At 35.5% G+C, this 12,850-nt stretch carries 20 protein-coding genes; 12 read left to right on the top strand and 8 right to left on the bottom strand.

All coding sequences use genetic code 11. The features are described 5' to 3' along the window. The first annotated feature begins 191 nt into the window (after positions 1–191). Positions 192–833, top strand: a complete 642-nt coding sequence (locus OCV61_RS17685; RefSeq protein WP_005424144.1) for a hypothetical protein — start codon at positions 192–194, stop codon at positions 831–833. 391 nt (positions 834–1,224) lie between these two features. Here OCV61_RS17685 and OCV61_RS17680 read toward each other — a convergent pair whose 3' ends face one another. Beyond that, positions 1,225–1,749: a helix-turn-helix domain-containing protein gene (locus OCV61_RS17680; protein ID WP_262583367.1), complete on the bottom strand. Its 525-nt coding sequence runs from the start codon at positions 1,747–1,749 to the stop codon at positions 1,225–1,227. 155 nt (positions 1,750–1,904) lie between these two features. Here OCV61_RS17680 and OCV61_RS17675 point away from each other — a divergent pair, with 155 nt between their 5' ends. The 5 genes from OCV61_RS17675 (at position 1,905) to OCV61_RS17655 (ending at position 5,523) form a co-directional block, all read left to right on the top strand. Continuing rightward, positions 1,905–2,153, top strand: a complete 249-nt coding sequence (locus tag OCV61_RS17675; protein WP_158422856.1) for a helix-turn-helix domain-containing protein — start codon at positions 1,905–1,907, stop codon at positions 2,151–2,153. A gap of 33 nt (positions 2,154–2,186) precedes the next feature. Then, positions 2,187–2,432, top strand: coding sequence for a hypothetical protein (locus tag OCV61_RS17670; protein ID WP_158422855.1), 246 nt, complete (start codon positions 2,187–2,189; stop codon positions 2,430–2,432). A gap of 5 nt (positions 2,433–2,437) precedes the next feature. Next, positions 2,438–4,408, top strand: a complete 1,971-nt coding sequence (locus tag OCV61_RS17665) for a Mu transposase C-terminal domain-containing protein (protein WP_158422854.1) — start codon at positions 2,438–2,440, stop codon at positions 4,406–4,408. Positions 4,409–4,423: 15 nt separating this feature from the next. Continuing rightward, complete coding sequence (locus OCV61_RS17660) at positions 4,424–5,128, top strand: AAA family ATPase (RefSeq protein WP_158422853.1); 705 nt, start codon at positions 4,424–4,426, stop codon at positions 5,126–5,128. Between the two features lie 92 nt (positions 5,129–5,220). Beyond that, positions 5,221–5,523 (top strand): hypothetical protein, encoded by a 303-nt coding sequence (locus OCV61_RS17655; RefSeq protein ID WP_118013182.1) that lies wholly within the window; start codon positions 5,221–5,223, stop codon positions 5,521–5,523. Positions 5,524–5,629: 106 nt separating this feature from the next. Here the strand turns inward: OCV61_RS17655 and OCV61_RS17650 are convergent, their stop codons facing one another. Genes OCV61_RS17650 through OCV61_RS17625 form a run of 6 tightly spaced genes read right to left on the bottom strand, consistent with a single transcriptional unit; the run spans position 5,630 to position 8,771 of the window. Beyond that, complete coding sequence (locus OCV61_RS17650; protein ID WP_262583362.1) at positions 5,630–5,902, bottom strand: Mor transcription activator family protein; 273 nt, start codon at positions 5,900–5,902, stop codon at positions 5,630–5,632. Then, entirely contained in the window at positions 5,895–6,452 is a 558-nt protein-coding gene (locus tag OCV61_RS17645; protein WP_262583360.1) for a phage protease, read from the bottom strand. The genes OCV61_RS17650 and OCV61_RS17645 overlap by 8 nt, the downstream gene beginning before the upstream one ends. Before the next feature lie 10 nt (positions 6,453–6,462). Next, positions 6,463–7,380 carry a Mu-like prophage major head subunit gpT family protein gene (locus OCV61_RS17640; protein ID WP_158422851.1) on the bottom strand — a complete coding sequence of 306 codons (918 nt, stop codon included), beginning with the start codon at positions 7,378–7,380 and terminating at the stop codon, positions 6,463–6,465. Beyond that, positions 7,374–7,841 (bottom strand): hypothetical protein, encoded by a 468-nt coding sequence (locus tag OCV61_RS17635; RefSeq protein WP_158422850.1) that lies wholly within the window; start codon positions 7,839–7,841, stop codon positions 7,374–7,376. Before OCV61_RS17635 ends, OCV61_RS17640 begins: the two co-directional genes overlap by 7 nt. Positions 7,842–7,887: 46 nt before the next feature. Next, positions 7,888–8,466 carry a phage protein Gp27 family protein gene (locus OCV61_RS17630; protein ID WP_158422849.1) on the bottom strand — a complete coding sequence of 193 codons (579 nt, stop codon included), beginning with the start codon at positions 8,464–8,466 and terminating at the stop codon, positions 7,888–7,890. After that, the gene (locus OCV61_RS17625) at positions 8,463–8,771 is read right to left on the bottom strand and encodes a hypothetical protein (protein ID WP_158422848.1); all 309 of its coding nucleotides are present in this window, start codon (positions 8,769–8,771) and stop codon (positions 8,463–8,465) included. The genes OCV61_RS17630 and OCV61_RS17625 overlap by 4 nt, the downstream gene beginning before the upstream one ends. Positions 8,772–9,122: 351 nt before the next feature. Between OCV61_RS17625 and OCV61_RS17620 the strand changes: the two genes are divergently transcribed. Further along, complete coding sequence (locus tag OCV61_RS17620; RefSeq protein ID WP_158422847.1) at positions 9,123–9,341, top strand: helix-turn-helix domain-containing protein; 219 nt, start codon at positions 9,123–9,125, stop codon at positions 9,339–9,341. Positions 9,342–9,429: 88 nt separating this feature from the next. Then, positions 9,430–9,561, top strand: coding sequence for a hypothetical protein (locus OCV61_RS17615; RefSeq protein WP_005424140.1), 132 nt, complete (start codon positions 9,430–9,432; stop codon positions 9,559–9,561). Here the strand turns inward: OCV61_RS17615 and OCV61_RS17610 are convergent. After that, positions 9,553–10,230, bottom strand: a complete 678-nt coding sequence (locus tag OCV61_RS17610) for a hypothetical protein (RefSeq protein ID WP_005424139.1) — start codon at positions 10,228–10,230, stop codon at positions 9,553–9,555. The genes OCV61_RS17615 and OCV61_RS17610 overlap by 9 nt on opposite strands. A gap of 30 nt (positions 10,231–10,260) precedes the next feature. On the opposite strand from OCV61_RS17610, the gene OCV61_RS17605 reads away from it, so the two are divergent. The 4 genes from OCV61_RS17605 to OCV61_RS17590 all read left to right on the top strand — a co-directional run bounded on the left by OCV61_RS17605 (position 10,261) and on the right by OCV61_RS17590 (position 12,480). Then, positions 10,261–11,127 (top strand): asparagine synthetase B family protein, encoded by an 867-nt coding sequence (locus tag OCV61_RS17605; RefSeq protein ID WP_262583370.1) that lies wholly within the window; start codon positions 10,261–10,263, stop codon positions 11,125–11,127. Positions 11,128–11,258: 131 nt separating this feature from the next. Continuing rightward, positions 11,259–11,675 (top strand): hypothetical protein, encoded by a 417-nt coding sequence (locus OCV61_RS17600; protein ID WP_022387879.1) that lies wholly within the window; start codon positions 11,259–11,261, stop codon positions 11,673–11,675. Continuing rightward, positions 11,668–11,907 carry a hypothetical protein gene (locus OCV61_RS17595; protein ID WP_005423104.1) on the top strand — a complete coding sequence of 80 codons (240 nt, stop codon included), beginning with the start codon at positions 11,668–11,670 and terminating at the stop codon, positions 11,905–11,907. Before OCV61_RS17600 ends, OCV61_RS17595 begins: the two co-directional genes overlap by 8 nt. A gap of 21 nt (positions 11,908–11,928) precedes the next feature. After that, positions 11,929–12,480 (top strand): hypothetical protein, encoded by a 552-nt coding sequence (locus OCV61_RS17590; protein ID WP_022387878.1) that lies wholly within the window; start codon positions 11,929–11,931, stop codon positions 12,478–12,480. Positions 12,481–12,850 lie beyond the last annotated feature (370 nt).

Raw genomic sequence — 12,850 nt, 5'->3', positions numbered from 1 at the left:
CTATGGCTCTTTCTTCTGAGATATTTATTGATGAAACATTAGAAATTCCTTGATTTTCAAGGAAAAAAGACTTGACTATATAGGGAGGCGTTCATTGCTCTTTTTATTGCGAACTCCCATAAAATCAAGGTTTAAACAATAAAAATCAGGTAGTAATTTGACACTACCAGTAAAAAAGAAAGGATAAAAAAATGAGAAAAAAGATTCTGAAAGTGTTTTTTGTGATATTGACAGGTATCACGGTGACCCTGACAGGATGTGAATTGTCAGGAAGCAACGAATCCGCGCAAACGGAAAGCGAAAGTGGTAAGGATGCTGTAAAGTTTATTCCAAATCTTACTACGGCTGTTACCAGGAAGCCAACGCCCACAGCTGTGGCAGCAAATCCAGGAGACAGTGTGCAGAATCAACAGTCTGGAAATAACGCAGAAGCGGAAATTTACCAAAGCCAGGGAGATCCCGCAGATCAGGAATCTGCACAGGAAGAAACTTATGATACCCAATATATCACTGGTAATATTCTGTATTCCGATGAAAATACGATAACAGTAGAAGTGGGCGAATCAGGAAATTATTATAATATGGTTTTTAATATAGAAAACGCCGTCCTGAATATAGCTAATGGGAGTGCTGTACGATCCGGACTGAATGTTGACCTGGAGTATTATAGTCAGAATAACGTTAATATAGTAATCATGCTTACGAGTGATGGGGAGGAATATTTACCTTCCAGTACATTAGAGGAAGCGCAGAAAATGGCCGACGAATATGTACCTGATGTGAGTGAATCGGAAAACGAAGATTTTGAAGATACCCCTCCCAGTGAATATTAGATTTTCTCGGAAAAGGCACTGCATATGCAGCGCCTCAGACTGTAGACAAACTTGGTGCTGGGTATAACACCCAACACCAAGTTTGTCTACAGTCTGGGGAATATTGTTTAAATACAATATTCCTTTTTTTATAGATATAAGAAACCTTTGATTCTGAACAAAAAATAAGTTTACATTTTTATTGTAAAGCGTCCAATAAAAGGTGAAAATTCCTTTTGTCCATAAAGCCTATGTTTATGCGGTATTTCAGTCATTTAAACAAAATGATTAAACTGTGAAAAATACTAATACTAAATGATTTTAAAATATTATAAAAACCTCCCAAATGCTGATAATATAAGGCTTTCGGCATTTTGAGAGGTTTTCTGTGTTTAAGGACTAAAGGAAATTTTTACTTGTCTTGTTTTTCATCTAAATTATCAATCTGAAAAGCTTTTAATGCACAAATCAGTTTCTTTTCAATATATGCACATATTATTTCTACTTCTTGTGTATTACATTCATGTATATCTGATCTATTGTAAAAATTATTAATTGCATCAAAAATCTCTCCTATATTCTTACAAAAATATTGTTGGCTATTTAGTTTGATTTTCGGGTTTTCTAAAAGATCCAGAGCCTTTCTTGCGGTTTTTGCTTTTATTGATGGTTCTTTTGTCATTGCATCTCTAAAGCTTAACAACTCTTTTTGTGAAGGTTTATAAGAAATACTTTGTCCCTCAGTGTCAGTACTTAACCATACATAATCAGTACCATATAATTGAGATATCAATTTCAAAACACTATCTGAGGCGTTTTCTTTACCATTTTCTATTTTGCTGAGATGAGGTCTTGATATCCCTATTTTTTCAGCAAAATATTCTTGTGTTTCTAAATGTGATATCCGTATTTGTTTAATTTTTTCTCCTGTTGTCATTATAATAATCCTTTCAAATGTGTGTATCATTACATTTATTCTTGACATGTGTGTTATATTACATTATACTACATAGTAGATGTAATAAAACACACATCTAATTATAATTGTTTTAATGTATTTACGCAACATTTTTATGAATAGGGGGTGATTGCATGGCCGCAAGAACAAATAATAAAACTCCATTAGGTAGATTTATTTTAAAAACACTCTATCTAAAAGGGAAAAACCAAGCTTGGTTAGCAGAACAAATACAAGTAAAACCTAATCACATATGTATTTTATGTTCTAAGGTAATATGCCCAAAGCCCGAAACCTTATTCAAGCTTGCGGATGCTTTAGACGTAAGCATAGAAGAATTATATAGGGCTGTTGCTGAAAATGCAGAAATCAAAATGAAATAGTTCTCAATATTTTCGTCAAAGGTGGTGTAAAAATTGATTCGTTACAGTGATGAAATGAAAGTATGGCTATTTGATCTTGCACACGGTAATCTGGAAGAAAAAGATATTATAGTAGGATTTATTAAATATTATGTTCTTTTTGATTGTACTATACAAGATGTAAAACGCGATATTATTTTTCATACCAATTATGGAAACTGTGGATGCGTTAGTGCTTTAAACTCTTTGTTAATTGCACTTGAACATATAGTTTCTAACACAAATGAGGTGATGGCTTGATTTGGTTGTCAACAGAAGAAGTTGCCGAATTACTGGGATATGAAAAAAGTACTATCAGAAAAAAATCCGCAAATGGAGAATATGTTTGCCGTTACATCTCCTCTAATGTAGGTCGCGGCGGTAGAAAAATGGAAATTCTTTTGGAATCTCTTCCAGAACAGGCTCAAAGAGCCTATTACAATGCGTCTGGTGAATCTCAAATCGTTGTCAACATGACTCACGCCAGTACAAAAGAACAAAGAAAAAAGGGCGAATTAAGAGCCCTGGCAATTACGGAATATCGAAAATTTTCAAAGCAATGCATAAGTGAAGGAATAAAAAAGAAAACCAAAATCATGGATTTATTTGTTAAGAAATGGAATGATAGCAATGACTTCCAGATTTCAAAAAAATCACTATATGACTGGATGAAAAAGACCAAAACAGGAAACGTTGAGAAACTGGTTGATAAAAGAGGCGGATACAATAGGGGGCAGACTACTATTCCTGAAAAATACAGCAAGTTATTTGATTCCCTATATCTTCAGCAAACAAAGCCAACTATAGAATCATGTTTTCGAGAAGTTCAGTTACAGGCAAATATAAATGGTGACTTTTTACCAGGTATAAAGGCTTTCCGCAATTATGTTAAAAATATGGATCAGGCTTTGCTTATAAGAGCAAGGGAAGGCAAAAAAGCCTTTGATGATAAGTGTATGCCATATATAGAACGAGATTATTCTAAGCTGCACCCCAACCAGTTCTGGGTATCAGATCACCATTTATGGGACATATTTGTTAGGGTTCCAGATGGTAAAGGCGGTTGGAAATTAGAACGTCCTTGGGGAAGCTACTGGATGGATATGAGGACACGAAAAATGATGTCTAGTATAATCCGTACCGAATCCCCTAATTCCGATGTTGTTTTATGTAGCTTTGGTTTAGGGGTTGAACATTTTGGTATTCCTAACGGCGTTCGATTGGATAACGGAAAGGATTACAAAGCGCGTGATATGTTTTATCCCGAAGGACACTATATTGTTTCTGAAGAAGATGAAAAAAAGATTTTTAATAGCCTTGCTGCTAACTTACAAATAGAAGTCACTTATGCGATACCATACAACGCTAAGGCAAAACCAATTGAGCGAGTTTTTAATACCTTCGAAGAACAGCTCGGAAAAAAATACCCGTCTTATGCCGGAAGTAATGCAAAGAAGCGGCCTGAAGACTTGAAAGATCTAAACATAATGGATGTGATCACGCTCGAAGAGTTTATAGTGCAGCATAATCAATATGTATATGAGATCTATAATAATTCCGGTCACTCTGGCGATGCAATGTATGGCAAGAGTCCCAATCAGGTATATGCAGACGAACCTTTCACGATTCGTAGGGCATCCAAAGAAGTGTTATATTTTAGTCTTATGCGTGTAAAAGGACAGCGTACCGTACAAAGAAACGGGATTACATTTAAAGGAATTCATTTCTACAATGACAATTGTATTAATTACATAGGTCAGAAAGTTACTGCAAGATATGACCCTACAAAACCGGAAATTTTATATGTCTTTGACACGAATGAAAACTTCTTGTTTATAGCTGAAGAAATACAAAAACAAGGTTGGGATCTTAGTTCCGAGGATTACCAAAGAGAAAATCAGCGTAAGAAAATTGCTAAACAAAAAGCGTTAAATGCTTATACTGCTGACAATGTAATAAGAAGCACTGAGTCAATCGGTGATAGGTTAAAGAGACAAGCTGAAAGTATAGATCCTGCAACAATAGCGAAGCCCAAAACAATTGAGGTTGTCAGAAATGAAACAATTGAGGAGAATATCAAACGCATTTCGATGACAGATGTAGAGAGAAACTACGAAGATGTTCTCATGCGGAATGCAGCCAGAAAGAAGGGAATCTCTAGTAAACAAAAGGCACTTGCAGACAAATTTAAACAGAATATGCTTAATCGTGCAATGACTACAGCAAAGCATGCATAATAGAAAGGAGTTAAAATGAGCAATTTGCAGATAGCAGATACACATACAGTTGACGATATTATCATGGCGGTTTCTTTTGCGGAAGCCGCTGGAGATATCTCGCTTATTTATGGGGATGCTGGACTGGGAAAAACTGTTTCTTTAAAAAAATATGTTTCTTTACATCCAGATACCATTTATGTTGAATTAAAAGACTGTGACAAATCTACAAAGGGGGTATGTGAAAAGATACTTTTTAATATTGGGAAGGAACTTCATGGCGTAGATCGGCTCCTTGTAGATACCATAACGGACTATCTAACAAATAACCCAAGACTAATTATCATTGACGAAGCACAGCATTTATCCATACGTGCCTTAGAGAATCTTCGTGCCATCAACGACTCAACCGAGACTGGTATTGTACTGTGCGGAAATCCAACAGTATATGACAGAATGCACGGAAGAGGTCAGGCGCATTTTGCACAGCTCTACAGCCGTATTGGTATCAGGCGGCACATTATAGAGCCAGATTTGGAAGATATAACCAAAATTTTTCTTAACTATGGGTTGGACAAAGAGAGCCTGTTATATCTCCATAAATTAGCTTTGCAGCGTGGCGGCATTAGAAACTGCGTTAAGGTTTTGAATATTGCGTTGCAACTTCGTGATGATGAAAAAGAGCCCCTTACTATTGACCACCTACAATCAGCCTGCCAGCTTAGAAATGGTGAACAATAAAAGAGGCAATAGGGAGTTGCCGCTCCCTATTGCTGATTATAAAGCTTTTTAACTTATTTAACAAGATTTTTGGTCAGAAAGGATGAGAAAAAATGATTGATACAGAAGTAAGTAAGCCATTAGGTAAAGCATTAAATTTTAATTCAGAAAATATTTTTGAGTACATAGAATCAATGTTATTTAATGTAAATGCAGAGATGATTGATCCACAGGCCAGTGAAATTTTACAGAAACTTTGTAGTTATATTCAAACATTGCCGCTGTCAGATACCAGCAAGGTTGTTTTTCAAGTCGAAGATATGGCAGATGAGGCTCTTACCAAAACTTCACATTATGCCTATAAAGCAGGTTTTATAGAGGCCTGCCGTCTCATGAAGACATTGCAATCATTTTAGTTCATTTACTGTATAGGAATACCCTCGTTGTAATAGCGTTATAACGCGTTATAACGGGGGTATTCCTATATCAAGGTAGAAGTTTACAGTATAGCATCTATTTTGATTATTTTAAGTCTTTTATAATTCCTCGCACACGAGTTTGAGTAAGATTGTACTTTCGTGAAAGTTCAATTACATTATCTCCTGTATATTCTTGGGTGATTAAGCGTTTTCTGGTATTCCTTAAAATGCTTTCCTGCATTGGGAAATATAGTTCATCTCCCATTGCATAGCGGCATAATTTCAAAAAATTTTCCATACCGATCAAGCTTACTACTGGTTGGTAGGATTCTGGTATATCTGCTTCAACTACAAATTCCAAAAGATTATTATCCACTTTTTCCCCTCCTCATACAGTAATCTGCATAATCAGATTCCTTTAGATTTAACATCTTACATATTTCTTTTTCTGTATCATTGAGGGTATATGTTACTCCTGATGAAATCGTTGCAGAGTTTACGATCGGGGTCATTCCATTTATAGCAGGAGTATTTGTCAATGCAACTGAATGAAGCTGTGATACCCTGTGACTGTTTTTTTGAATTATCACGACCGGAGAAAGGTATCTGTATTCTTTACATCTTAGATAATTCTTTGCCTTATTTGTCCATTCTACTCTTGCATATATTCCATCTTTTTTCAGAATGAGTTCTTTAATCCATCCCCCAGCAGGAGCCTGAACATTGCCAAGTGTCTGATGTTCATAATCAATTACAATATCAATTGCTCTGCGCTGCATATGCTCTTTCATCAGGCGATAGCTTTCCCCGTCAACTACAAAATTACCTTTTTCAGATGACACATTTCCTAACGGAAGCACCCTGATATAATCAGGGGCTTTCGTTAGGTTTGAATCTTGTGATAATGTTTTTGCATAAAACTCCACGCAATCACCGTTAACCTTTCGTAGCTGTCTCTGCAGCATCTTCTCCCGTACTTCCGTAAGCTAATTGCCATAATCCAAACCCTACATTGTAACGTGCTTTGATTCCATAAAGAACTTCATCGTTAAAGAATACATTATCATCTGTCTCTTTATTTTTGCACACCAATTTAGGCTTTTCACGTTCCTGGTAAACCAGTGGTTTGATGTATCTCTTAGTGCAAAGCAGATACCATTGATCAGGATAATCCGTCAGCTCTGGAACCACTAATAAATCACAAGTATTTTTATTTGTATTGGATGTACCTGCAATCAGATCAGCAAACAATAATTCTCTTGCAATTGCTTCGTTCTGCGGAGCAACAACAAGAAGATCCGGAACAATATTAAGAGTACGTTCACTGTCACCTTTAATTGTCATCAATGCTTGACGTGCTTCAGTATAAGATGCAGCACAGAGTTTTTTTGTTCCTTTGTTTGATTGTACAGTTTTATTATCGTTTCCCATTGGATGCTCATTACTAAAAAAAGCTTTTCCGTCGTAACATTTTTCATTGAAACCTTTTCCAAGAAGGTCAAAAGTTAGAACATCTGGATGCTTTTTAGCAGAAAGTCCCATTTCTTGAACTAGTGGAGTATAAATACCGTATTGATCATCTGCAATATCATTTACGGGAACGCGAGTTGTAAGTTCATAGGTTTTATTTTTTATTGTGTAATCGTGTGCAATGAGATTTTGAATTTCTCTGTCTCCAATCCATTCCCTCATTGATGGAATTTGTCCCATCCAAGCATATGTTGTTTCACGAGTTGAGGACGGAACTGTCATGGCTATTTTAGGATAATTGGTCTCTGCATCATTAAAAGCTTTATTAAATGCAGCTGAATAACCATGATATAATGAATCTAAGTTTTGCTGATTAATTACCATTCTAAATCACTCTCTTTCATAATGTCGTTTCTGATCCACACCATCCGATCGGTGCCGTCAGCAATATCAATAGGATCATCACTTACTTCAATTGCCGCGATGGTTCCGGCTTTAGTAGTGTTAACACTGTTAAGTGTGATAGATTTCGGGGTTGCAAAATAACAAGTATTATTAATATCGGATTCCTGAACTACTTTATCTGGGTCGTAAATCATGTGACAACCATCCACACAAATCACGGCCTGCTTTCCATTAGCCAGATCAAGAATCTTCTTTGCAACTCCTACCGCAAAATAACCACTTTTTGCAAGAGGCTTTCTAGCGTGCAACGTTTTAGTGTCTACAACTACAAAATCACCTTTCTCAATAGTCTCTCCATCCTCAATGGTGAACATAGAAACATGTTCATTAGAAATATTGAAAAATGAGTTGCTTTTTAAAAACCTACTAATTAACTTCATGAATATATTCCTCCCATGTTTGTGTTAGTTATTCAACAATTTGGGGTTATTTCAGTTCCTCTTGTTGTTCTAACCATTTTTGCTTTGCTTCTTTTAGTACTTCTACAAGCTTTTCTCTTAATTCGGGATAACCCTTTATCAGCTTATACATCCTGGTTTCAAGTTCTTCAAAAGCAAGTTCTGTCTTTTTCTTGTAGTCAAGTTCAAGCCGCTCTCTTGCAATTTCGGATCTGTTAAGCTCCACTAATAATCTGCCTGCTTTTTCAACTGGCATTTCATTAAATTCTTCTTCTGCTGTTGCAATTTTTTGCAGTAGACCACTTTTTAAAATAGCAGTTGTTGCCTTACTTGCATCAAGCTCGCTTTTGTCACCAATGTAATCAACGAAAAATTTTGTTCGTTCCAGGTCATCAGAAATGCGTTGAGCTGCTTGATATATTTTTACTGCATAATTAGAAATAGATGAAAGACTGATTTTCATATTGTGTTCAGTTTCGAGCCAATATTGAATATCAGAATACTTCATGTTTTCATTCAACAGCATATCATTCACCTGATCTAATACATCTTTAGGCAGTTGATACATTTTTGAATCAGAACGGGGTTTTCGCACTTTTTCCGTCATAAATCAATCCCCATTTCTGGATTGCCACCGTTTTCTATGAAACGAATGCCATTGGCGGTAAGTCTGACAACAGCATCATTATTTAGGGCATTCAGTGAATTTGATTTATTTGAAAATTTAATCAAATCGTTCTGCTCCAAATAATAAAGTTGATCAGAAATATCCGGTGTGTCGATTAAACCACAGGACATCATTTTGTTGGACAATGTTTTTACTGGTAAAGCAAAATGATAACCTTTTACAAGGCATCTCATAATGTACCCCCTAATAGAAGCATTGTTCTCTACATTAGAAAAACCACCCATCTCCATCACTCCTTTCTCACGTCAACAAGCTATTTTCAGCTTGCTTGAAATACCTTCGACTTATTTTGGGATAAGTTTAAGATATTTTGAGAAAAAAGCAACCTCGAAGGGTGGTTTTTCACGGTTTGTAGGACGTATTTCAAGTTATTTTCACTTTTTGTAGGGAACTTCACATTTATGCCCAGATACTCTTTAAAAAATAAAAGGGTATATGATGCAGGAATATAAAGATTTGGTTATACAGGCGAAAAATGATTCAAAATATATGCAAAGTTTACTTTGCATAATGGAACCTTTAGTAAAATCATATGCAAAAAAAACTTAAAAAAAGAAAAATACGAATGTGCATATATGGATAATGAAGGTGATTTACAAGAAAGCTATAGAGCGGATTATTCATCTGTGGAATTAGCATTTGATCTGAAAAATATAACCTTAAAAATGACTTCAAACCAAAGGGATATTTTAAAATACTTGATTTTAAAGTGGTCAGATAGTGAAATCGCATCTTTCTTACACTTTAGCCGTCAATATGTAAACAGAGAAAAGAAAAAATATATCAATTTCTGAAATGATTTTTTACATAAATAGTAAGTGCTGAATTATTGCTTGAATTTGTGACATAAACATATTTGCAGCAGTCAAAAGAAGAAGCAACATGTTTGAAAGAAAAATTAAGTCAAAAATGCCGCAGCCTTTGAAAATATTGGCTGCGGCATTTAAAATATATGATATGTTTGATGTAAAAAACATCAGGTTCTCAACCAGACATTTGGGTAAGTCAAGATGATGCTTCTGATATAAGATATGCAACATTAAAATCATCATATACTTGAGAATTTAAATGCATATCTTCATATAACTTGATATAGTCTTCGATTGTTTTGGTGTTATCCTCTGCATATATATGAGTGTTTCCATCGTTGTCCTCAACAAATAAGAGAGTAACATCTATTTTATCTTCTGTTAACCAGAAAGAGATATATTTTGAAAGAGTCCCATCAATTTCTGTGGCACCATCCAGAATTTGTTCATCTGATTCCAGCTCATTAATATGTTCCCAAAAAATTTGAGGAGAGAACGCAAGTAATTTTAAGTTTTTTTGAGAGTCTTCTGAGTACCATATATGTGCTTCTGTGTTGAGATAGTCGGTTATATTAATATCCGTATCTGCCGGTAACTCATAAGTTTCACCGGCGTCAGAAGTCAGCGAAAAGGTTTTTGCATGATTAGAATAAGAAGTGACAATCCCCTTGACAAAATAGTAAGTTATATCTGAATCACTATCATAATAAGAGCCGGAACCATCTATATCATAAGATACATATTGCCCCTCAGGCTCCTTAGGGGCGGAAAGGGTGATTAGATCTGAGGGGGCTTTGCCAAAAGCTTGTCCGGATAGCAATATACTACCGAGTACGATACTGCCTGCGATACATAGAATTTTTACATTATTCATGGTTAAATGGCCTCCTTGTTTAGTTATTGAATATTATATCAATTAAAGTGTGAAAATTGTAATTTTGACTTATCGAAATATGTTTTAGATGTCAAGGTTGTTCTTTCCGGAGAAGGAGCAGACGAGCTTTTCGGTGGATATAATATTTACAGAGAACCGGAATCATTGAAAAAAATTGCCTGGATTCCATTTGGTGTCAGACGTGTAATTGGAAAACTGGCTGCAAAGCTGCCGGATGTGAAGGGACGGGATTTCCTTATCCGTGCAGGAATGAAAGTGGAAGAACGTTTCATCGGAAATGCATATATTTACCGTGAAAAAGAGAAAACGCAGATTTTGAAAAATAAAGTAACAGGACCTTCCACACAGGAATATTTAAGACCATTTTTTGAAGAACTTGAGTCAGAAAACAGAGGATCACTTCAAGACATGGAAAAAATGCAGTCTGTAGATCTGAGCTACTGGCTTCCTGGCGATATTTTGCAGAAAGCAGATAAAATGAGCATGGCACATTCATTGGAAGTCAGAGTACCATTTCTGGATAAAGAAGTTTTTGACTTTGCAGCAAAGCTTCCAAAAGAAGCCAAGATTGCAGCGGGTACAACCAAATATATTTTCCGTAAAGCTGTTTCTCAATTCATACCACAGGAAACCGATGAACGTAAGAAACTTGGTTTTCCAATTCCAATCCGTGTGTGGCTGCGGCAGGATGACTGGTATCAGATGGTAAAGGAGTTATTTACCTCGAAAGAAGCAGAAGAGTTTTTTCATACAGATAAGCTTCTTTTACTTCTGAAAGAGCACAAAGAGAAAAAGGCAGATAACAGCCGTAAAATCTGGACAGTTTTGACATTCCTTATCTGGTATGATAGATTTTTTGCTACATGTTCGAAGTGAGAGAGTTGGTTATGAGACGGTAAAAATATAAATATACGAAAAATTCGTTGACAATGGTATTTGGGGCTTTTATAGATAAAACTCTATTTGTTTGTATAGAAACTTTCGGATTATTGGAGGAAGAGTTTAGCATGACAGATATAAAACCATTTTATATTACGATATTATTGCAGGCAATTAACAATATGTATGATGCTGGGTGTTCGATTGCAAAGAAAAAACAGGTATTTCAAGTGAATTTATTGCAGGGAATTACGTTTTGGCTTGCATTGATTGATTTGATTTCAGCAGTTTGCTTCCTTGGAAATCCACAATTGCAATCTGTGGCATCTAGGAAAGGAGTTATATTACTATCCTGTATATTTGTTGGATTTATTCTTTTGTTACTTTACAGAGAAATATTTGTTCATCTTAGCATAATTTACAGAAGAGAAAAATATAGTGCAGGTAGTAGTGTAAGAAATGTGATTGAACCAAAAGACCTTGGGATGCAGTCCGATTGTGACGATGCATGCAACTGGGATGATAAGGAGAATAATTATGATTGAAGCTGTAGCAGTACTTCTTTTTTTTATAGTTGCAGGAACTCTATGGGGGATAGTAGAAACTTTTAAATATAGGAAAAATTTTTCAAGAAACTGTGAAAACGGACAAATCTCCACTATTAAAGCGTACCGAATAAAGCGACGTGGATCCTGGCGGATTTTTGGTGACCGTATTCTAGATGAAAAATCGTTTCTGGTAATGAGGGAAAAGGAGTCAAAGTTAAAAATTCATTAATTCAATAGCGGGGTATTTTAAATGGCTGAACAAAATGTTTTTAATCTAATGCAAAACGATGAGATTGGACTGTTGTGGAAAAAGATATATCAATTACATCAAAAAACCAAAATTTATCTACTTACAGCCGAAGAAATATCAGAAAATGGGGATGCATTGATTCAGCCATTAAAAGAGCACCGGGATGCATATGATCATATTGTAAGGATTTTTGCTAGCACAACCAAAAAAGTGCCGGAAGGATACGATTACTATTCTTATATCAAAGGAAATCTTGAGAAAGCATATGGACATGAATATCGTGCTTTTTTTGATACGGCAGACTGGCTTGCATACAATCTGCGGCATAATTTAAGAGAGCGCATAAATGCGATTCCATATAATAAAAGAAATCAATTAATCCCAAATTGCAAAGAAACAATCAAATTATTGAACCAATACCCATTTGAAATTTCTAATCTACGAAATGACAAGGATATAGTAAAAGAGTCTGACTCGGATGAGACAATAAAAGAATATGAAAATTTGCTTAGGCAATTAATAAAGTTATATAAAGAAATTGATTCAATTTGATGTTGCTACTAAAAACAATTAATAGACTGTTTGATCGTCGAAAGGTATCTGTTTGTCCATATCAGTGATATGTTACTCCATAAGGAGAGTTCAGGAATATGTAGAATATTACACTTGCTAAAAAATCTGAGTGCAGAAGCGGCAGACCTTTTTTACAAGTGTAATACGGTTTTACTTTCAAGAGTGACTCAACGACTTGAATAATTGTGCGTCGCATTCTCGTTATTTCAGTGATGAGTTAGACGTGCAAATCTTTTCTAAAAAATACAAATAGAGGGAGTTTTATTGGAGTGAACTACTCGGCAACTGAGTTGCCAGAGCATCTGAAATCTGGCGGGATACCGCCTTTTTCAGGGTGCGTCCATGACAC

Origin of the sequence: Blautia ammoniilytica, from assembly GCF_025566965.1 — a bacterium.
Lineage (GTDB): Bacteria > Bacillota > Clostridia > Lachnospirales > Lachnospiraceae > Blautia_A > Blautia_A ammoniilytica.
Note: the sequence above shows the minus strand (reverse complement) of the source record. Positions and strands in the feature narration are given on the sequence as shown.